The following is a 17,460-nucleotide window of genomic DNA, read 5'->3' as shown; positions in this document are numbered from 1 at the left end:
GCGCCTACTGACGGGTGAAGGTGCCGAGACCTTCCTCGTCCAGGTACTCGACGCGGACGGTCCTGCCGTCCGGGGAGAACGTGACGCCGGTGGGACCGACGGCGTTCTCCCCGCGCGTCACGAAGCTGAACGTGTCGCCGTCGTAGTGGGTGAGCTTGTACGACTGGGGCTCCGGCCCCAGTCGCAGGACCAGCCCGCCGTCCGCCTCCACCACCGTCAGACGGCCGTAGTAGTCGTTGGCGTACGTGCCGGTGTAGGCGCTGTTCTCCTTCGCGGCCGTCGCGTCGGCCGGGGGCTTCGCGAAGTCCGTGTCGGAGCGTCCGGCGTCCGCCTCCTGCTCGTACAGGGCGTTGACGAGCGGCAGCCAGTCCCGGCTCGGCTTCCCGTCCTGCGCGGTGTCGAAGAAGTCGAGGGCGACGGCGTCGGCGACACCGACCGGCGCGCCGTTGGTGAGGACGACGATGCCGAGCTGCTCGCCCGGCAGCATCGTGACGTTGGTGTGCGCGCCGAGCGCGAACGCGCCCGTGTGCGAGAGGCGCAGCCGGCCCTCGTCGTCGTACGACACGTTCCAGCCGAGGCCGTAGAAACCGGTCCTCCCGGCGGGTGCGTGCGCCGGGTTGGCGACGGACTCGGGGTGGTGGGTGAGGTCGAGGGCTTCCTCTTCGATGATCCGGCGCCCGTCGAGCGAGCCGTTGGCGAGCTGGAGCCGCAGCCAGGTCGCCATGTCACGGGCCGAGGAACTGACGCCGCCGGCGGGGGACTGGGCGTCCGGGTCCCGCACGAACTGCGCCTTCCACGTCCCGTCGGCCTGCTTGACGTGGCCGTGGGCCCGGTCGGGGTTCGCGATGAAGTCCTGGAAGGTGGAGCTGGTGTCGTTCATGCCGGCGGGCTTGTAGAGCGTGTCCTCGGCGAGCTTCGCCCAGGGCACGCCCTTCTCCGCGGCGACGGCCTCGGCGGCCGCCGTCAGACCGAAGTTGGTGTACGCGTAGCTCGCGCGGAACGGCGCGAGGGGCGCGTACCGCAGGTGGGACAGGATGTACTCCTGGTCGTAGCCGAGGTCTTCCAGCAGGTCGCCCATGTGGTCGGGGAGGCCGCTGCGGTGCGAGAACAGGTCGGCGGCCGTCACGTGATCGGTCACCCACGGGTCCTTCAGCCGGAATTCGGGAAGTTCGGGATTGACCGGCTTCTGCCAGCCGTCCACACCGACGGCCCCGGCGACGACGGTGGAGGCGATCGGCTTGGACACGGAGGCCAGTTGGAAGACGGTGTCGGCGTCGACCTTGCCTTCCCTGCCGACCTCGCGGACGCCGTATCCCTTGATGTGGACGACCTGGTCCTTGTACACGACGGCGACGGAGACCCCGGGCACCCCGGTCTTCCTCATCAACTCCGCGACGCTCGGGTCGAGCCGGTCGACCGCCCGGTCCACGTCCGCCCGGTCGAGCTGCGGCGGCGGCTGAGCCGGGGGCGGTTCGGGTGTCGGGGTGGGGGTCGGACCGGTCCCGGCGAGGGAACCCATGCCCAGCACGGACACGATCCCCGCGGTGACCAGCCATCGGACGGTAACCACGCTTCCATTGAACGCCTGCCGGGGTTGTCTGTCGCGCGGGGGGAACGGAGCCCAGTCCGTACCCGGCCGGCCGGGTACGGACTCCTGCTGCTCGACGACGCCGGGCGGCCGGAGGCAGGGGGCTCTGCCCCTCCTCACACGATGCGCGACTGCACCCAGGCCGCCGCTTCTTCCGGCGTCGTCGCCACCGGTACGCCCTCCGGGACCGGGGGGCGGCGGACGACGACGACCGGAAGGCCCGCCTCGCGGGCCGCGGTCAGTTTCGGGGCGGTCGCCGCGCCGCCGCTGTCCTTCGTCACCAGGACGTCGATCCGGTGGCGGGCGAGGATCTCCCGCTCACCGTCCGGGGTGAACGGCCCCCGGTCGAGGAGGATCTCGGTGCGGGCCGGCATCGGGGCGTCCGGGGCGTCCACCGAGCGGACCAGGAACCACTCCGGGCGGTCCGCGAAGGCCGCCAGGCCCATCCGGCCCGTGGTCAGGAAGACCCGGTCGCCGAGGCCGTCCAGGGCCCCGGCCGCCTCCGCCAGGGACGCCACGGAGCGCCAGTCGTCGCCGTCCCCCGGGACCCAGCCGGGGCGGCGCAGCGCGAGCAGGGGAACATGGGCGGTGGCGGCCGCCCGGGCCGCGTTGAAGCTGATCCGCTCGGCGAAGGGATGCGTGGCGTCGATGACCGCGTCCACGGCGTGCGCGCCGATCCACTCCACGAGCCCGTCGACGCCCCCGAACCCGCCGATCCGGACCTCGCCCTCGGGCAGCCGGGGACTCGCCACCCGCCCCGCGAGGGAGCTGGTGACCCGGGTCCGGCCGTCCAGCAGGCCCGCGAGGGCGCGGGCCTCGGTGGTCCCACCGAGAATGAGTATGTGCACAGGAGCCTCTTCGTGACTTCAGGCGGCGGGCGTGAGGCCCAACTCAAGCACACCGGTCTCCGCCCGGGCTGGACCACGGGCGCCTGCGCGACGGCGGCCACGACGGCCGCGTACACGGCGCTCCTGACCGGCGATTTCCCGGACCCGGTGACCGTCACGCTGCCGAAGGGCCAGACCCCGTCCTTCGCGCTGACGGCGGAGTCCCTCGACGCCGGTACGGCCATGGCCGCCGTGACCAAGGACGCGGGCGACGACCCGGACGTCACGCACGGGGCCGTGATCCGCTCGACGGTACGGCTCCTGCCGGCCGGCTCGGGCGTCGTGTTCCGGGCGGGCGAGGGCGTCGGCACGGTCACCCTGCCGGGGCTTCCGCTGGAGGTCGGCGAGCCGGCGATCAACCCGGTGCCCCGGCAGCTGATGCGGGAGCACGTGGCGGAGGTCGCGGCCCGGCACGGCGGGAGCGGCGACGTCGAGATCACCGTCTCCGTCGACAACGGCGCCGAGATCGCCCGCTCCACCTGGAACCCCCGGATCGGCATCCTGGGCGGCCTGTCGATCCTCGGCACGACGGGTGTCGTGGTCCCGTACTCGTGCTCGGCGTGGATCGACTCGATCCGCCGGGGCGTGGACGTGGCCCGCGCGGGCGGTCTGACGCACGTGGCGGGCTGCACGGGCTCGACGTCCGAGCGGACGGTCGCGGGCCTCTACGAGCTGCCGGAGATCGCGCTCCTCGACATGGGCGACTTCGCGGGCGCGGTCCTCAAGTACATCCGCCGCCACCCCGTCGACCGCCTCACGATCTGCGGCGGCTTCGCGAAGCTCTCCAAGCTGGCCGCCGGCCATCTGGACCTCCACTCGGCCCGCTCCCAGGTCGACAAGGGCTTCCTCGCCGACCTGGCCCGCACCGGCGGCGCCTCCGAGGCCCTCGCCGCGGAGATCGCCGAAGCCAACACGGGCCTCGCCGCGCTCCGCCTCTGCGAGGCCGCGGGCGTGCCCCTCGGCGACCTCGTCGCCGCCCGCGCCCGCGACGAGTCCCTCGCGGTCCTGCGGGGCGCCCCGGTCGCGGTGGACGTGATCTGCATCGACCGGGCGGGGACGGTCGTGGGGCGGTCGGAACCGGCAGGACCTGCGAGCACGTGAGGCTGGAGAAGCCGGGGGTCAGGCCGTCGGGTAGCCGATCTCCCGCACGTCCTCGGCGAGGTCCGCGAGCGTCGCCTCCGGGTTGAGGGCGGCGACGATCTCCGCCGTCAGCGGACGCAGCGCGAGCACGTGGCGTACGGCCTCGATGTCGATCGGCCGCTCGTAGTAGTCCTCGGCGAACTCCACGTACGCCTCCGCCGTGCGGTTCGTCAGCAGGTGGAGGAGACGCCCGGAGCCGTCCGGGTCCTCGCGGTCCTCCAGGTCCGTGAACTTCACCGGGCCCGTGTGCCAGGCCGTGTCCGTGGTCTCGCGCCACAGGCAGGCGGTGGTCACGTGGACCCCGTCCTCGTCGGTGAACGCGGGCTCCGTCAGGTACTCCCGGAAGGCCTCCGGGACCCCGTCGAGCACCCCCGGCCAGGTCTGCCCGTCCGCGAGCGGCCCGAAGGGGCTCATCTGCGACTCGTGGTCGAAGGCCCGCGCGAACGCCCCCGCGGAGGAGAGGACGATCGTGTACTCGCCGCCCGAACCGTCCTTCATCGACGCCAGCTGTTCGCGCTCCGACCAGTGGGCGTCGAAGGAGTAGTACCGGCTCTCCCACTCCGGGCAGAGCACGGCCTCCACCATCGCGAGCCCCCGGCTGTGGTCGCGCAGTTCCTCGATACCCGGCAGCGCCCGGGCCACGTCGTAGACAGTCACCCCTCCATGAGACCGCACGCCGCTGACGGCCGACATGCGGCCCCCAGGTCACGAACCTAGGCTTACCAGCACATACCCCCCGAGCGAGAGGGAGCCCCATGGCCAAGCGAGGCAACAAGAGGCGCGCCCGCAAGAAGAAGAACGCCAATCACGGCAAGCGTCCCAACGCCTGACGTACGGCGCCGGCGTACGGCGCCCGACGTCGGAACAGCCGACGTCCACGCGCCGGGGCCCCGGGGATCGGACTCCCCGGGGCCCCGGCGCGTGCGCCGACGGAGATCAGCAGACGTGCCGGTCGCGCGCCGGGTCGTACAGGTGGCTGTCGCGGAACTCCGAGGCCGCGAGCGTGCGGCCGACCAGGATGACGGCCGTCTTCGTGATGCCGGCCTCCTTCAGCTGGGCCGCGATGTCCTCCAGGGTGCCCCGCAGCACGATCTCGTCGGGGCGGCTGGCCATGGCGACGACCGCGGCCGGGCAGTCCGCGCCGTAGTGGGGGACGAGTTCGCCGACGACCCGGTCCACGTAACGGGCGGCCAGGTGGAGGACGAGCAGTGCGCCGCTGCGGCCCAGGGTCGCCAGGTCCTCGCCCTCCGGCATGGGCGTGGCCTGCTGCGCGATGCGGGTGAGGATGACGGTCTGGCCGACCGTCGGGACGGTCAGCTCGCGCTTCAGCGCGGCAGCGGCCGCGGCGAAGGCCGGGACGCCGGGGACGACCTCGTACGGGATGCCTGCGGCGTCCAGGCGTCGCATCTGCTCGGCCATCGCGCTGAACACCGACGGGTCGCCCGAGTGCAGCCGGGCCACGTCCTGTCCGGCCTCGTGGGCGGCGGCGATCTCGGCGACGATCTGGTCCAGGTCCATCCGCGCCGTGTCGACGAGCTTCGCGTCCGGCGGGCACTCGGCGAGCAGCTCGGTGGGGACGAGGGAGCCGGCGTACAGGCAGACCCCGCACTTCGCGAGCGTCCGCGCGCCGCGCACGGTGATCAGGTCGGCCGCGCCGGGGCCCGCGCCGATGAAGTAGACGGTCATGCTTCCTCTTCCTTGGTGACGGACCACTGGGTGACCGGCATCGCCTGGCGCCAGCCGGTGAAGCCGCCGACGGGGACCGCGGCGGCGACGGCGAGCCGGATCAGTTCGCCGCCGTGGCGGCGGTAGCGGTCGGCGAGCAGCGCCTCGGATTCCAGCGTCACGGTGTTGGCGACGAGCCGGCCGCCGGCCGGGAGTGCGTCCCAGCAGGCGTCGAGGAGGCCGGGTGCGGTGAGGCCGCCGCCGATGAAGATCGCGTCGGGGGCGTCCAGGCCGGTGAGGGCGGCGGGCGCCGGGCCCGTGACCACCCGCAGGCCGGGGACGCCGAGGGCGTCGGCGTTCCGCTCGATCCGCGCCGCGCGTTCCGGTGACTTCTCGACCGCGAGCGCCCGGCAGGAGCGGTGCGTCCGCATCCATTCGATGCCGATGGAGCCGGAGCCGCCGCCGATGTCCCAGAGGAGTTCGCCGGGCGCGGGCGCGAGGGCGGCGAGCGTGGCGGCCCGTACGTACCGCTTGGTGAGCTGCCCGTCGTGTTCGTACGCCTCGTCCGGCAGTCCGGGCACGGCGCCGAGCCGGAGCGTGTCCGGGTCCCGTACGCAGTCGAGCGCGAGGACATGGAGCGCGTCGGTCCGCTCGTAGGGCCAGTCGGCGGCGGTCGCGTCGAGGAGCCGCTCACGGGGTCCGCCGAGCTGTTCGAGGACCCGGACGCGGGTGCCGCCCCAGCCGGTCTCCCGGAGCAGGGCCGCGACCCGGGCGGGGGTCTCGGGGCCTTCGCCGAGGACGAGGAGCCTGCGCCCCGGGTGGAGTGCGGCGGACAGCGCGGCGAGCGGCCGGGCGACGAGCGAGACGGTCTCGACGGCCTCCAGGGGCCAGCCGAGGCGGGCGGAGGCGTACGAGACGGAGGAGGGGTGGGGGTGGATCCGGAGGCGGTCGGCGCCGACGGTCTCGGCGAGGGTGCGGCCGATGCCGTAGAAGGACGGGTCGCCGCTGGCGAGGACCGCGATGGTCCTGCCCTGGTGGGCGGCGAGCAGGCCGGGGACGGCGGGGCGGAGCGGAGAGGGCCAGCTGATCCGCTCGCCGGGGCAGTCGTCGCGGGGCAGCAGGTCGAGCTGACGGGGGGCGCCGATCAGGACCTCGGCGTCGCGCAGGACGCGGCGGGAACCCTCGGGGAGCCCGTCCCAGCCGTCCGCGCCGATTCCGACGACCGCTATCGCACCGTTCACCTGCGTGACTTTACGTGAGGGCCGTTTTCCGGCGGTACGTGGCGGGTCCCACTCGGGCGGCCTCGCCCCCGTCGGGCGGGCCGCTACTTCTGGGCGTGCTGTCCCACGTAGAAGAGGATCCAGACGAAGCCGGCGAACGCGTGCGTGGCGAAGACGTAGATGAAGACACGGAGCATCACTCCGCGCTCTTTCCAGCGCTCCAGATCGGTCATGCGCTCCAGGGTACGGGCCGGGGCGGGCTCGGTACGGGCCGGAGGAGGCGGAGGGGTGGCACCGGAATAGGCGGAGGGGTGGCACCGTTGAGCGGGATAGTTTAAGCTTCAACCACTAGCCGCGAGGCACCAGGAACGCGAGAGGTGAGCACGATGCAGTTCGGGATCTTCACCGTCGGCGACGTGACGACCGACCCCACCACCGGCCGTACCCCGACCGAGCACGAGCGGATCAAGAACACCGTCGCCATCGCGCTCAAGGCCGAGGAAGTCGGGCTGGACGTCTTCGCGACCGGTGAACACCACAACCCGCCGTTCGTGCCCTCCTCCCCCACCACCCTCCTCGGGCACATCGCCGCCCGCACGGAGAACCTGATCCTCTCCACGTCCACCACGCTGATCACCACCAACGACCCGGTGAAGATCGCCGAGGACTACGCGACCCTCCAGCACCTCGCCGACGGCCGCGTGGACCTGATGATGGGCCGCGGCAACACCGGCCCCGTCTACCCGTGGTTCGGCCAGGACATCCGGCAGGGCATCCCGCTCGCCATCGAGCACTACGCGCTCCTCCACAAGCTGTGGAGGGAGGACGTGGTCGACTGGGAGGGCAAGTTCCGCAGCGCCCTCCAGGGCTTCACCTCCACCCCGCGCCCGCTCGACGGCGTCCCGCCGTTCGTCTGGCACGGCTCCATCCGCTCCGCGGAGATAGCCGAGCAGGCGGCCTACTACGGTGACGGCTTCTTCGCGAACCACATCTTCTGGCCCAAGCAGCACACCGAGAAGATGGTCCGCCTCTACCGCCAGCGGTACGCCCACTACGGCCACGGCACCCCCGAGCAGGCGATCGTCGGCCTCGGCGGCCAGGTCTTCATGCGGAAGAACTCGCAGGACGCGGTACGGGACTTCCGCCCGTACTTCGACAACGCGCCGGTCTACGGCCACGGCCCCTCCCTGGAGGAGTTCTCCCGCGAGACCCCGCTGACCGTCGGCTCACCGCAGGAGGTCATCGAGCGCACCCTCTCCTTCCGCGACTACGTGGGCGACTACCAGCGCCAGCTGTTCCTGGTCGACCACGCGGGACTGCCCCTCAAGACGGTCCTGGAGCAGCTCGACATCCTCGGCGAGGAGGTCGTCCCGGTGCTGCGCAAGGAGTTCGAGAACCTGCGCCCGGCCGGCGTCCCCGCCGCCGCGCCGCTCCACCCCGCCGTCATCGCCGCGCACACGAAGGAGTCGTAAGCCATGCAGACCCTGAAGCTGGTCGCGGTCTCCGCCGGCCTCAGCTCCCCCTCCTCCACCCGGCTGCTCACCGACCGGCTCGTGCAGGCCGCCCGGTACCGGCTGGCCGAGCAGGAGTACGCCGTCGACGTCCAGGTCGTCGAACTGCGCGACCTGGCCGTCGACATCGCGAAGAACTTCGTGACCGGCTTCCCCTCCGGGCAGCTCCAGGAGGCGATCGACGCGGTGACCGGCGCGGACGGGGTCATCGCGGTGACCCCGGTCTTCACCGCCTCGTACAGCGGTCTGTTCAAGTCGTTCTTCGACCTGATCGACCCGGCCGCGCTGACCGGCACCCCGGTCCTCATCGGGGCGACCGGCGGCACCGCCCGGCACTCGCTCGTCCTGGACCACGCACTGCGGCCGCTCTTCGCCTACCTGCGGGCCCTCGTCGTCCCGACCGCCGTCTACGCGGCGTCGGAGGACTGGGGTTCCGGCGGTGACGAGGCCTCCCCGACGGGATGGGGGGAGGGGCTGCCCTCCCGGATCACCCGGGCGGGCAACGAGTTCGCCGACACGGTCGCGGCCCGGCCGTCCCGGCGGCTCGACGACGACGAGGTCGTCCCGTTCGAGAAGCAGTTGGCCGATCTGCGCCTGGATTGATCCTTTTGTTACGTTGTGGGGGAGGGTTCCCGACAACGAACGGAGGTCGGCGATGGCCGGCAGGATCGTGGTGGGCGTGGACGGCTCGGAACCGTCCCTGAAAGCGCTGCAGTGGGCGGCCGGGCAGGCCGCCCTCACCGGGGACTCCCTCCAGGCGGTCATCGGATGGGAGTACCCGGCGTCCTGGGCGGCGGCGCCCGGGGTACCGCCGGACTTCAACCCCGAGATGCTCGCCGAGCAGTCCCTGGACGAGTCCCTGTCCAAGGCGCTCGACCCGGCCGTCGCCGCCGGCGTGACCCGTACGGTCGTCAGCGGCAGCCCGGCCCAGGCCCTGATCGACCAGGCCGAGGGCGCGTCCCTGCTGGTCGTCGGCGACCGCGGCTACAGCGGCTTCAAGGCGGCGGTCCTGGGCTCCGTCTCCAGCAGGGTGACCCAGCACGCGCCGTGCCCGGTGGTGGTCGTACGGGGCACGGACGACTGACGGGGCGTCCTCAGGCGGGCACCACGTCCGCCACCACGCACGCCACGTTGTCCGGGCCGCCCAGGTCCCGCGCCAGCGCGACCAGCGCCCCGGCCGCGTCGTCCGGGCCGACGCCCGCGGCGAGCGCGCGGCGGATGTCCTCGGCCGACGCGATCGCCGAAAGCCCGTCCGTGCACAGCAGATAGCGGTCGCCGGGCCGCGTCTCGTGCACTCCCAGCTCCGGCTCGGGCGGCACGTCCCCGCCGTCCAGGGCCTTCAGGAGCAGCGCCCGGTCGGGGCGGTCCGCCGCCTCGGCCGGGTCCAGTTCGCCCGCGTCGACGAGGGCCTGGACGACGGTGTGGTCGCGGGTGAGGCGTACGAACGTGCCGTCCCGCAGCAGGTACGCCCGCGAGTCGCCCACGTGCGCGAGGGCCAGACGGCCGCCCGTCCACACGGCCGCGGTCAGCGTCGTGCCCGAGTCGGCCAGGCCGGAGACCGCGCCGTCGGCCGTGCGGACAGCGTCCTCCAGGGCGTTGAGCACGTCCCCGGCGCGCGCCGAAGGCGACGGCGGCGGTACGGCTTCCAGCGCGCCGACCGCGGCCAGCGCGGCCCGCTCACCCTCGGGGCCGTACCCGTCGGCGACGGCCAGCAGGTGCGGGCCCGCGTGGGCCGCGTCCTGCTGGGCGGCGCGGACCAGGCCGCGGTCCAGGCACACGGCGGTCCGCAGGACGAAGGCGGGAGCGTCGGTCCTCCCCGCCGTCGCCCCCGCCGTCGCCGCGGTCGTCGCCTCTACGTTCATCTCGCCGGTCATCTCGTCGGTCATCTCGGTGTGTCCCCTCAGCCGGTCCACCAGGGAGGCCGCCAGGTCTCGCCGCGCCTCGGTCTCCGACTCGACCCGCGCCCAGTAGCCGCGGATCGCCCGGGCCGCGGCCGCCGCGTCCGACGCGTACAGCCCGCAGACCCGTCCCACCTCGGCGAGCGGCATGTCGATCCGCCGCAGCCAGGAGATCAGCCGGGCCCGTTCGAGCTGTTCCACGGCGTAGTAGCGGTAGCCGGTGAACGGGTCGACACGGGCGGGCGGCAGCAGGCCGAGCTCGTCGTAGCGACGCAGCACCTTGGCGGAGAGCCGGGAGGCGCGGGCGAAGTCCCCGATGGTCAGCATCGGCCCGGGCACGGGCGTGCCCTCGGGCAGGGACGTGGACATGGGCTCTTCGTCGCGCACGGCTCGATTCTCCTCCCTGCGCCGGGCTTTCCGCCCGGCACGACGATGCTGGGCCTTCCCCGCGGGGGAAGGTCAACCGTGAGGCGGCGCACGCCGTGCGCCCGGCTGCCGCCCGGCGCATGATGCCCCCATGGACATCAGACTCGAACTGATCGGCGTGCCCGTCACCGACATCGACCGGGCCAAGGCCTTCTACGAGCGCGTGGGCTTCCACGCCGACCACGACATCCCGGTCAGTGACGACATCCGCTTCGTCCAGATGACCCCGCCCGGTTCGGCCTGCTCGATCGCCTTCGGCAAGGGGATCACGGAGATGGCCCCGGGCTCCCTGGACAACATGCAGGTCGTCGTCACCGACATCGAGGAGGCCCACCGCGAACTCAGCACCCGCGGGATCGAGGTCACCGAGATCGACGACCAGCCCTGGGGTTCCTTCGTCTACTTCGCCGACCCGGACGGCAACCGCTGGGCCGTCCAGCAGACCACCCCACGAGGTCGGTGACAGCGGTGGCTACTTGCGGTTGTAGAGCCGCATGGTGACCGTGCCGAAGACCACCACGAACAGCACGGACCACCCCAGCGACCACGCGATGTCCGCCGCCGGCCAGTTCCCGGCCATCAACTCCCGCACCGCCGAGGCCAGGTGCGTCACCGGGCTGTTGTTCACGAAGGCCTGCAGCCAGCCCGGCATCGTCTTCGGGTCGACGAACACGTTGGACAGGAACGTCAGCGGGAAGATCACCATCATCGACACGCCCATGACGGACTTCTCGCTGCGCAGCAGCAGACCGAACATGGTCCAGATCCACGAGAACGCGAACGAGAACACCAGCAGCAGCGCGACCCCGAGCAGCACGCCCACGATCCCGCCGTCCGGCCGGTAGCCGATGATCATGCCGACGGTCAGCATCACCGCCGAGGCGATCAGATAGCGCACCACGTCGCCGAGGAGATACCCGACCATCGGCGCCGGCCGCCAGATCGGCAGCGTGCGGAAGCGGTCGAAGACGCCCTTCTCGATGTCGGTGTTGACCGAGACCCCCGTGTACATCGTGATCATCACGACGCTCATCACGAGGATGCCGGGCAGCAGGAACTGGATGTACGAGGAGACCGAACCGGCCAGGGCACCTCCGAAGAGGTACGTGTACATCAGCACCATCATGATCGGGAACGCCGTCACGTCGAACAGCTGCTCCGGCACGTGCTTGATCTTCAACATGGCCCGCCAGCCGAAGGTCATCGAGGCGGAGACCGCACTGGGGCGCGGCGGGCGGGACTGCCCCACGAGCAGCTCCGCGAGTTCGTCCGCCTTGGGGGCGACGAAGTCGAGCGCCTCGGTCGTCTGCGTGTCCTTGCCGGTGGTGACGGTGCTCATGCCGTCGGTCCCTTCCGGTGGGTGTCGATGCCGTCGCTGCCGTCGCCGTCGCTGCCGTCGCCGTCGCTGCCGTCCCTGCCGGTCGTGTCCGCGGGCCGGTCGGTCAGCGCCAGGAACACCTCGTCGAGGCTGGGCTGCCCGAGCGCGAAGTTGTCGACCAGGATCCCGGCCCTCGACAGCTCCGCGAGGGCCCGCGCGGCCTGCTCGGCGGCGCCCAGGTCCGTCCCGTGGCCGTTGACGGTGGCGGTGAGCGCCACGGGGTCGGGTTCGAGCTGCACGGACGCCTTCAGAGCGGCCTGGAGGACCCGCTCCGCCTCCGGGCGCTGCTCGGGGTCCCGGAGCCGTACGTGCACCGAACCGGAGCCGACGGAGGCCTTCAGCTCGCCCTTCGTGCCCTCCGCGATCACCCTTCCGTGGTCGATGACGGCGATGCGGGAGGCCAGCTGGTCCGCCTCGTCCAGGTACTGGGTGGTCAGCAGGACGGTGGTGCCCTGGGCGACCACCGCGCGGACGATGTCCCAGACCTGGTTGCGGCTGCGCGGGTCGAGGCCGGTGGTCGGCTCGTCGAGGAACAGCAGGTCGGGGGTGTTGAGGATGGACGCGGCGATGTCGATACGGCGCCGCATGCCGCCCGAGTAGTTCTTGATCTGCTTGTCGGCGGCCTCCGCGAGCCCGAACGCGGCGAGCAGCTGCCCGGAGCGCTCGCGGGCGGCGGGCCGGGAGTGGCCGAGCAGCCGGCCGAGCAGGACGAGGTTCTCGGTGCCGGTCAGGTCCTCGTCGACGGAGGCGTACTGGCCGGTGAGACTCACCCGGCCGCGCACGGTGTCGGCGTCCTTGACGACGTCCTTGCCGAAGACGCGGGCCCGGCCGCCGTCGGGGCGGAGCAGGGTGGCGAGCATCTTGACGGCGGTGGTCTTGCCGGCGCCGTTGGGGCCGAGGACCCCGTAGACGGTCCCGGCGGGGACTCGCAGATCGATCCCGTCGACGGCGCGGTTCGTACCGAAGACCTTGACCAGGCCCTCGGTCTCGATGGCGAGGTCGGTCATACCGTGGATCCTCCAGGAGAGGGCGCGGAAGAGCGCGCGGAAAAGGGCGCTCCCACCAGTCTCCGTCGCCCGGCGCCGTCTCGCCAGGGCGGAGGATCCCGTCTCCGCCTCGCGGTGGAGGCGGACCGCTCTCCGGGGCGACGTCAGGACCCCGGCCCCGGCGGAACGCTGGACGCATGATGAGAACCAAAGCCCTTCCCGACGTGCCCCGTTGGGCCGTCCTCGCCGCTCACGCCGTTCCCCTCGTCACCCTCCCGTCCGGTCTGTGGCGCCTCGCGCTCGTCGCCGGTCTCCCGGTCACGCAGGACGCCGACCTCGGCGCCATGAGCCCGGGGGAGTCGGTGTACGTCGTCTCCCTCAGCGTCGTGTCGGAGCTCCTCGCCTTCCTGACCCTGGGGCTCGTCCGCTCCTGGGGCGAGGTCTTCCCCCGCTGGATGCCGTTCCTCGGCGGGCGCCGGGTGAACCCGGCGGCGGCGACCGGCGCGGCCCTGGCCGGAGCGGCGGGACTGTGCGCGATCGTCGGGTGGGGCGTGTACGCCTCGTACGCGGACCTGGGGCCGGGCATCCAGGGCACTCCGGCACAGGAGGCCCTGCTCGTCGCCTGCTACGCGCCGCTCCTGGCCTGGCCGGTACTGCTCACCGCGGTGGCGGTGGCCTACCGCCGGCGCCGTCGCGACGACGGGAGGCGCGGGGCCGCTCAGTACGGCGCGGGCCGTCCCTCGGCGTCCTCGTGGGTGTAGAAGAGGTAGTAGGCGGCAGCGGCGTTGACCCCGGCGACGATGAGTCCGAGCCCGCTGGACGAGAAGATGCTGGCGCCGGACAGGCTGTAGAGGAACCCGACCGCGATGCCCGACAGGGAACCCCAGGCGGCGGCCCGCAGTTCGCGGGGCAGGGCGCGGCCGAAGCGCCGGAGGACGTAGATCCCTCCGGCGAGCACCACGGCCGAGATCAGCCCGAGCCACAGCTGACCCAGGGTCGTGGGTCCGCCCTGGCGTGCGACGGTCGCCGCGTAGAGGCCGTACAGGACACCGATGATGGTCGGGGTGGCCAGGCCGTGCGTGCTGAACGGCTTCCGGACGGGTATCGCTGCGTGTGCGGCCATGGCAGGAGCTCCTTCGTCTCTCGCCCCCCTGCTGCTTCCCGCACCCTCCAGGGCACACCCGCGCCCGGCGCCCCGCAAGTGGATCAGGCGGCGGGCCGGGCGGCGGGCGGTACGCGCGTCGGGCAGCGGGTCAGGCGGCGGGCCGCACGGCCACCGCGTCGATCTCGAAGAGCATCCCCGGCAGGGCGAGCGCGGCGACCCCGCTGAGGGTCTGGGCCGGCAGCCGCTCGCCGAAGTGGGCGTGCAGGCCCTTGCCGAGGGCCTCCAGCTTGGCCATGTCGTGCTCGACGACGTACGTGCCGAGGCGGACGACGTGCTCCAGGCCGAGGCCGACGCCTTCGAGGGCGAGCCGGAGGTTGGTGAGGGAGAGCTCGACCTGGGCGGCGAAGTCGCCGGGGACGGGGGCGCCGGTGGCGTCGGAGGCGTACTGGCCGCCGATGAAGACGAGCTCGCCGGGCGCGGAGACGGCGTGGCTGTAGCCGAAGGGGGTGGGGTCGTGGAGGGTGCCGGGGTTGGTGATGACCCGCTGGTCGGCGGCGGCTGCGGAGGCGCCGACGGTCTGAGCGGCGGAGGTCTGAGCGGCGGAGGTCTGAGCGGTCATGAGTGATCGTTCCTTCCGGAGAGCGCGGCCACCGGGCAGGCGGCCAGGGTGAGTGCGGCGCGCGAGCGTACGGCCCGTGGAACGGGCGGCCCGGGGTCGACGAGGCAGAAGCCCACCCGAAGCCGGGAGGGCGGCCGTTTTCGGACGTCGGCGCACGTCGCACGTCGCACGCAGAACGCAGAACGTCGGTGGACGTCAGACGTTGGCGAACCAGTGGCGGATTCGCTCCGGCGCGGCCGGTGCCTGGAGTTCGGCCCGCTCCCGGACGTCGTCCAGGGTCTGGGCCATGAGCTCCCGGCGCCAGGCCAGGTCGGCCCGCCCCATGGCCCCGGCGATGGCGCACTCCGCGGCGTACGCCCCCGGCGCCCCCGCACCGGGTCCCTGCTGCCGGATCTCGGTGCAGCGGAAGGCCTCGTCAGGGCCTTCGACGGCGGCGACGACGTCCATCAACGTGATCCGGTCGAGGCCGCGGGCCAGCCGGAAGCCGCCCTTGGGGCCCGAGACCGAGGTGACGATCCCGGCGCGGGCGAGCGCCTGGAGCTGCTTGTTGAGGTAGGCCGGGGGCAGCTCGTGATAGGCCGCGAGGCGCGCGGCGGTGACCGCCCTCCCGGACCCGATCCAGGCCAGGTTCAGGCAGCTGTGCAGTGCCCATTCCACGCCGTCGCCCATCTTCATAACCTGGACTTTACATATCCAGAATAGAGACCGCAAGGAACGTCCCCGAACAGGCCCTGGGGAGAGGGCCGTTCAGGAGGAAGGCCCGTTCAGGAGGAAGGCCCGTTCAGGGGACGGGCGCGCTCAGGCCCCCGCCTCCGCCAGCGCCACGAGTCGCCCCAGGGCCTCGTCGAGCACCGCGCGCGGCGGCGACGCGAGCCCGACCCGGATCGCGTCCGGGGCCGTTCCCGTGCCCACCGCGAAGGCGCTGCCCGGGGTGACCGCCACGCCCGCACGTGCGGCGGCGGCCGCCGTGAACGTCTCCGCCCGCCAGGGCGCGGGCAGCTCCCACCAGCAGTAGTAGGCGTGCGGGGAGGTCCGGACGACCTGCCCGGCGAGCCGCCGCCGGACCAGGGCGTGCCGGGCCTCCGTGTCCGCCCGCTTGGCCGTGACCGCCTCGGCGACCGTGCCGTCCCCGGTCCAGCGGACGGCGGCCGCGAGCGCGAGGCCGCCCGCCGTCCAGGCGCCGGAGCGCAGGGCCTCCGCCACGGCCGCGCGGAGCCGTCCGGGGACCACGAGGTAGCCGACGGTCAGGCCGGGGGCCAGCCGCTTGGAGAGGCTGTCGACGAGGACGACCCGCTCGGGGGCGTGGGCGGCGAGCGGGACGGGCGGGTCCGGGACGAGGAAGGCCCAGGTGGTGTCCTCGACGGCCGTCAGGTCCAAGGTCCGGAGCAGCTCGGCCAGTTCGGCCCGGCGCCCCTCTCCCGCGGTCGAGGAGAGCGGGTTGTGCAGGGTCGGCTGGAGGTAGACGGCGGACAGCGGTGCCGCCCGGTGGGCCGCCGCGAGCGCCTCGGGCCGTACCCCCTCGGCGTCCAGGGCGAGCGGCACGAGCCGGATGCCGAGCCGCTCGGCCACCGCTTTGACCAGGGGATACGTGAGGGCCTCGACGCCCAGCCGACCGCCGGGCGGAACGAGCGCGGAGAGCGCGGCGGCGATGGCCTGCCGGCCGTTCCCGGCGAAGAGCACGCTCGCGGGGTCGGGCGCCCAGCCGGGCCGGGCGAGCACGCTCACCGCCGCGTCGCGGGCCTCCGGGGTGCCGGTCGCGGCGGCCGGCCGGGACACCGCCTCGGCCAGGACGTCGGGCCGGGCGAGGGCGGCGAGCGCGCGGGCCATCAGCTCCGACTGCCCTTCGGCGACGGGGTAGTTGAGCTGGAGGTCGACGGGGGCGAGGCCGGTCGCCTCGGCGAGCGCGGGCCCCGGGAGCGGGGGCGCGGCCCGGACGAAGGTGCCGCGCCCGACCTCCCCGACGACGACGCCCCGGCGGGCGAGCTCCCCGTACACGCGGATGGCCGTCGAGTTCGCGATGGCATGGCGGCGGGCGAAGACCCGCTGCGGCGGCAGCCGGTCGCCGGGCCGCAGCCGCCCGTCCCGTACGGCCGCCTCGACCCGGTCGGCGATCCTCCGGTACTCCTCCACGCCCAGCCCCTCCCCCATTGCACCGAGAGCAAAGATCTTATTGCACCGAGCACTTGGGCCTGCCTAGCCTGCGGACATGCCCGACATCCGCACCCTCGCCACCGAGATCCACTACGAGGACAAGGGCGAGGGCCCCGCCCTCCTCCTCGTTCACGGCCACCCCTTCGACCACACCATGTGGCAGCCCCAGATCGACCGCTTCTCCGCCACCCACCGGGTGATCGCCCCGGACCTGCGCGGCTACGGAAGGACCCCCCTCGGCGCACGGCAGGACAAGACCGGCCTGGGCGACTTCGCCGAGGACCTGATCGACCTCCTCGACGCCCTCCGGATCGACGACTGCGTCCTCGCCGGCCTCTCCATGGGCGGCCAGATCGCCATGGAGCTCTACCGCCGCCACCCCGAGCGGATCCGCGGCCTCGTCCTCGCCGACACCTTCCCCGCCGCCGAGACCGACGAGGGCAAGGCCGCCAGGAACGCCATGGCCGACCGGCTGCTCGCCGGGGGCGCCCAGGCCGCGCGGGAGTACGCCGACGAGGTACTGGACCGGATGGTGGCCCCGTACAACACGCACGCCGCCCCGCACGTGCACCGCATGATGTGCGCGACCGACCCCGCGGGCGCGGCGGCGGCGCTGCGCGGCCGGGCCGAGCGCCCGGACTACCGGGAGACGCTGACGAAGGTCCCGTTCCCCGCGCTCGTCGTGGTCGGCCGGGACGACTCGTACACCCCGGTCGCCGACGCGGAGGACATGCACGCACTCCTCCCCCACTCCACGCTCGCCGTGATCGAGGAAGCCGCGCACCTGCCGAACCTGGAGCGCCCGGACGACTTCGACGCCGTACTGGAGAACTACCTCCGCTCACTCGTACGGCCCAACTGAAGATTCGGAACCGTACGAACGCTC

21 protein-coding genes are annotated in these 17,460 nt (G+C 73.1%); 8 read left to right on the top strand and 13 right to left on the bottom strand.

Translation table 11 applies throughout. From position 1 onward, the window contains the following. Nucleotides 1–4: 4 nt before the first annotated feature. Nucleotides 5–1,519: a serine hydrolase gene (locus OG259_RS22045; RefSeq protein ID WP_328947144.1), complete on the bottom strand. Its 1,515-nt coding sequence runs from the start codon at nucleotides 1,517–1,519 to the stop codon at nucleotides 5–7. Nucleotides 1,520–1,704: 185 nt separating this feature from the next. Beyond that, complete coding sequence (locus tag OG259_RS22040) at nucleotides 1,705–2,436, bottom strand: cobalt-precorrin-6A reductase (RefSeq protein ID WP_328943830.1); 732 nt, start codon at nucleotides 2,434–2,436, stop codon at nucleotides 1,705–1,707. A gap of 12 nt (nucleotides 2,437–2,448) precedes the next feature. Here OG259_RS22040 and OG259_RS22035 point away from each other — a divergent pair, with 12 nt between their 5' ends. After that, nucleotides 2,449–3,576, top strand: a complete 1,128-nt coding sequence (locus OG259_RS22035; RefSeq protein WP_328943829.1) for a cobalt-precorrin-5B (C(1))-methyltransferase — start codon at nucleotides 2,449–2,451, stop codon at nucleotides 3,574–3,576. 18 nt (nucleotides 3,577–3,594) lie between these two features. Here OG259_RS22035 and OG259_RS22030 read toward each other — a convergent pair whose 3' ends face one another. Beyond that, nucleotides 3,595–4,308 carry a hypothetical protein gene (locus tag OG259_RS22030; RefSeq protein ID WP_328943828.1) on the bottom strand — a complete coding sequence of 238 codons (714 nt, stop codon included), beginning with the start codon at nucleotides 4,306–4,308 and terminating at the stop codon, nucleotides 3,595–3,597. 62 nt (nucleotides 4,309–4,370) lie between these two features. Between OG259_RS22030 and OG259_RS41790 the strand changes: the two genes are divergently transcribed. Next, on the top strand, nucleotides 4,371–4,445 hold the full coding sequence (locus OG259_RS41790) for a 50S ribosomal protein bL37 (protein WP_015034725.1): 75 nt from the start codon (nucleotides 4,371–4,373) through the stop codon (nucleotides 4,443–4,445). Between the two features lie 106 nt (nucleotides 4,446–4,551). On the opposite strand, the gene cobM is transcribed toward OG259_RS41790, so the two are convergent. The 3 genes from cobM to OG259_RS22015 form a co-directional block, all read right to left on the bottom strand. Continuing rightward, the gene (gene cobM / locus OG259_RS22025; RefSeq protein ID WP_328943827.1) at nucleotides 4,552–5,301 is read right to left on the bottom strand and encodes a precorrin-4 C(11)-methyltransferase; all 750 of its coding nucleotides are present in this window, start codon (nucleotides 5,299–5,301) and stop codon (nucleotides 4,552–4,554) included. Further along, nucleotides 5,298–6,521, bottom strand: coding sequence for a precorrin-6y C5,15-methyltransferase (decarboxylating) subunit CbiE (gene cbiE, locus OG259_RS22020; RefSeq protein WP_328943826.1), 1,224 nt, complete (start codon nucleotides 6,519–6,521; stop codon nucleotides 5,298–5,300). Before cbiE ends, cobM begins: the two co-directional genes overlap by 4 nt. A gap of 83 nt (nucleotides 6,522–6,604) precedes the next feature. Beyond that, complete coding sequence (locus OG259_RS22015; protein ID WP_328943825.1) at nucleotides 6,605–6,733, bottom strand: DUF6126 family protein; 129 nt, start codon at nucleotides 6,731–6,733, stop codon at nucleotides 6,605–6,607. Between the two features lie 153 nt (nucleotides 6,734–6,886). On the opposite strand from OG259_RS22015, the gene OG259_RS22010 reads away from it, so the two are divergent. Genes OG259_RS22010 through OG259_RS22000 form a run of 3 tightly spaced genes read left to right on the top strand, consistent with a single transcriptional unit; the run spans nucleotide 6,887 to nucleotide 9,095 of the window. Then, on the top strand, nucleotides 6,887–7,972 hold the full coding sequence (locus OG259_RS22010) for an LLM class flavin-dependent oxidoreductase (RefSeq protein ID WP_328947143.1): 1,086 nt from the start codon (nucleotides 6,887–6,889) through the stop codon (nucleotides 7,970–7,972). A gap of 3 nt (nucleotides 7,973–7,975) precedes the next feature. Then, nucleotides 7,976–8,614, top strand: a complete 639-nt coding sequence (locus OG259_RS22005) for an FMN reductase (protein ID WP_328943824.1) — start codon at nucleotides 7,976–7,978, stop codon at nucleotides 8,612–8,614. Nucleotides 8,615–8,666: 52 nt separating this feature from the next. Beyond that, nucleotides 8,667–9,095: a universal stress protein gene (locus OG259_RS22000; RefSeq protein WP_328943823.1), complete on the top strand. Its 429-nt coding sequence runs from the start codon at nucleotides 8,667–8,669 to the stop codon at nucleotides 9,093–9,095. Between the two features lie 10 nt (nucleotides 9,096–9,105). On the opposite strand, the gene OG259_RS21995 is transcribed toward OG259_RS22000, so the two are convergent. Continuing rightward, nucleotides 9,106–10,278 (bottom strand): MerR family transcriptional regulator, encoded by a 1,173-nt coding sequence (locus OG259_RS21995; RefSeq protein ID WP_443052138.1) that lies wholly within the window; start codon nucleotides 10,276–10,278, stop codon nucleotides 9,106–9,108. Nucleotides 10,279–10,426: 148 nt separating this feature from the next. On the opposite strand from OG259_RS21995, the gene OG259_RS21990 reads away from it, so the two are divergent. Then, nucleotides 10,427–10,798 (top strand): VOC family protein, encoded by a 372-nt coding sequence (locus OG259_RS21990; protein ID WP_266893801.1) that lies wholly within the window; start codon nucleotides 10,427–10,429, stop codon nucleotides 10,796–10,798. A gap of 9 nt (nucleotides 10,799–10,807) precedes the next feature. Here OG259_RS21990 and OG259_RS21985 read toward each other — a convergent pair whose 3' ends face one another. Both OG259_RS21985 and OG259_RS21980 read right to left on the bottom strand, forming a co-directional pair. Continuing rightward, nucleotides 10,808–11,674 carry an ABC transporter permease gene (locus tag OG259_RS21985; protein ID WP_328943822.1) on the bottom strand — a complete coding sequence of 289 codons (867 nt, stop codon included), beginning with the start codon at nucleotides 11,672–11,674 and terminating at the stop codon, nucleotides 10,808–10,810. Then, nucleotides 11,671–12,720 carry an ATP-binding cassette domain-containing protein gene (locus OG259_RS21980; protein ID WP_328943821.1) on the bottom strand — a complete coding sequence of 350 codons (1,050 nt, stop codon included), beginning with the start codon at nucleotides 12,718–12,720 and terminating at the stop codon, nucleotides 11,671–11,673. Before OG259_RS21980 ends, OG259_RS21985 begins: the two co-directional genes overlap by 4 nt. Before the next feature lie 176 nt (nucleotides 12,721–12,896). Between OG259_RS21980 and OG259_RS21975 the strand changes: the two genes are divergently transcribed. Further along, nucleotides 12,897–13,460: a hypothetical protein gene (locus OG259_RS21975; protein ID WP_328943820.1), complete on the top strand. Its 564-nt coding sequence runs from the start codon at nucleotides 12,897–12,899 to the stop codon at nucleotides 13,458–13,460. Here the strand turns inward: OG259_RS21975 and OG259_RS21970 are convergent. The 4 genes from OG259_RS21970 to OG259_RS21955 all read right to left on the bottom strand — a co-directional run bounded on the left by OG259_RS21970 (nucleotide 13,418) and on the right by OG259_RS21955 (nucleotide 16,553). Then, nucleotides 13,418–13,822 (bottom strand): hypothetical protein, encoded by a 405-nt coding sequence (locus tag OG259_RS21970; protein ID WP_328943819.1) that lies wholly within the window; start codon nucleotides 13,820–13,822, stop codon nucleotides 13,418–13,420. The genes OG259_RS21975 and OG259_RS21970 overlap by 43 nt on opposite strands. A gap of 130 nt (nucleotides 13,823–13,952) precedes the next feature. Then, on the bottom strand, nucleotides 13,953–14,423 hold the full coding sequence (locus tag OG259_RS21965; protein WP_328943818.1) for a RidA family protein: 471 nt from the start codon (nucleotides 14,421–14,423) through the stop codon (nucleotides 13,953–13,955). A 195-nt stretch (nucleotides 14,424–14,618) separates the two neighbouring features. After that, nucleotides 14,619–15,092, bottom strand: a complete 474-nt coding sequence (locus OG259_RS21960) for an RrF2 family transcriptional regulator (RefSeq protein WP_328947141.1) — start codon at nucleotides 15,090–15,092, stop codon at nucleotides 14,619–14,621. A 129-nt stretch (nucleotides 15,093–15,221) separates the two neighbouring features. Continuing rightward, nucleotides 15,222–16,553: an aminotransferase-like domain-containing protein gene (locus OG259_RS21955; RefSeq protein WP_328943817.1), complete on the bottom strand. Its 1,332-nt coding sequence runs from the start codon at nucleotides 16,551–16,553 to the stop codon at nucleotides 15,222–15,224. A 76-nt stretch (nucleotides 16,554–16,629) separates the two neighbouring features. On the opposite strand from OG259_RS21955, the gene OG259_RS21950 reads away from it, so the two are divergent. Next, nucleotides 16,630–17,436, top strand: a complete 807-nt coding sequence (locus tag OG259_RS21950; RefSeq protein ID WP_328943816.1) for an alpha/beta fold hydrolase — start codon at nucleotides 16,630–16,632, stop codon at nucleotides 17,434–17,436. Nucleotides 17,437–17,460 lie beyond the last annotated feature (24 nt).

This window comes from Streptomyces sp. NBC_00250 (assembly GCF_036192275.1).
Classification (GTDB): Bacteria; Actinomycetota; Actinomycetes; order Streptomycetales; family Streptomycetaceae; genus Streptomyces.
Note: the sequence above shows the minus strand (reverse complement) of the source record. Positions and strands in the feature narration are given on the sequence as shown.

Bases quoted from the DNA above. Each gene is read 5' to 3' on its own strand.
- OG259_RS22015 (WP_328943825.1), bottom strand. From the start codon at position 6,733: ATGACCGATCTGGAGCGCTGGAAAGAGCGCGGAGTGATGCTCCGTGTC.
- OG259_RS22045 (WP_328947144.1), bottom strand. From the start codon at position 1,519: ATGGGTTCCCTCGCCGGGACCGGTCCGACCCCCACCCCGACACCCGAA.
- OG259_RS21980 (WP_328943821.1), bottom strand. From the start codon at position 12,720: ATGACCGACCTCGCCATCGAGACCGAGGGCCTGGTCAAGGTCTTCGGT.
- OG259_RS22005 (WP_328943824.1), top strand. From the start codon at position 7,976: ATGCAGACCCTGAAGCTGGTCGCGGTCTCCGCCGGCCTCAGCTCCCCC.
- OG259_RS21970 (WP_328943819.1), bottom strand. From the start codon at position 13,822: ATGGCCGCACACGCAGCGATACCCGTCCGGAAGCCGTTCAGCACGCAC.
- OG259_RS21975 (WP_328943820.1), top strand. From the start codon at position 12,897: ATGATGAGAACCAAAGCCCTTCCCGACGTGCCCCGTTGGGCCGTCCTC.
- OG259_RS21995 (WP_443052138.1), bottom strand. From the start codon at position 10,278: ATGTCCACGTCCCTGCCCGAGGGCACGCCCGTGCCCGGGCCGATGCTG.
- OG259_RS22000 (WP_328943823.1), top strand. From the start codon at position 8,667: ATGGCCGGCAGGATCGTGGTGGGCGTGGACGGCTCGGAACCGTCCCTG.
- OG259_RS21960 (WP_328947141.1), bottom strand. From the start codon at position 15,092: ATGGGCGACGGCGTGGAATGGGCACTGCACAGCTGCCTGAACCTGGCC.
- OG259_RS21990 (WP_266893801.1), top strand. From the start codon at position 10,427: ATGGACATCAGACTCGAACTGATCGGCGTGCCCGTCACCGACATCGAC.
- OG259_RS22030 (WP_328943828.1), bottom strand. From the start codon at position 4,308: ATGTCGGCCGTCAGCGGCGTGCGGTCTCATGGAGGGGTGACTGTCTAC.
- cobM (WP_328943827.1), bottom strand. From the start codon at position 5,301: ATGACCGTCTACTTCATCGGCGCGGGCCCCGGCGCGGCCGACCTGATC.
- OG259_RS22010 (WP_328947143.1), top strand. From the start codon at position 6,887: ATGCAGTTCGGGATCTTCACCGTCGGCGACGTGACGACCGACCCCACC.
- OG259_RS21985 (WP_328943822.1), bottom strand. From the start codon at position 11,674: ATGAGCACCGTCACCACCGGCAAGGACACGCAGACGACCGAGGCGCTC.
- OG259_RS21965 (WP_328943818.1), bottom strand. From the start codon at position 14,423: ATGACCGCTCAGACCTCCGCCGCTCAGACCTCCGCCGCTCAGACCGTC.
- OG259_RS21950 (WP_328943816.1), top strand. From the start codon at position 16,630: ATGCCCGACATCCGCACCCTCGCCACCGAGATCCACTACGAGGACAAG.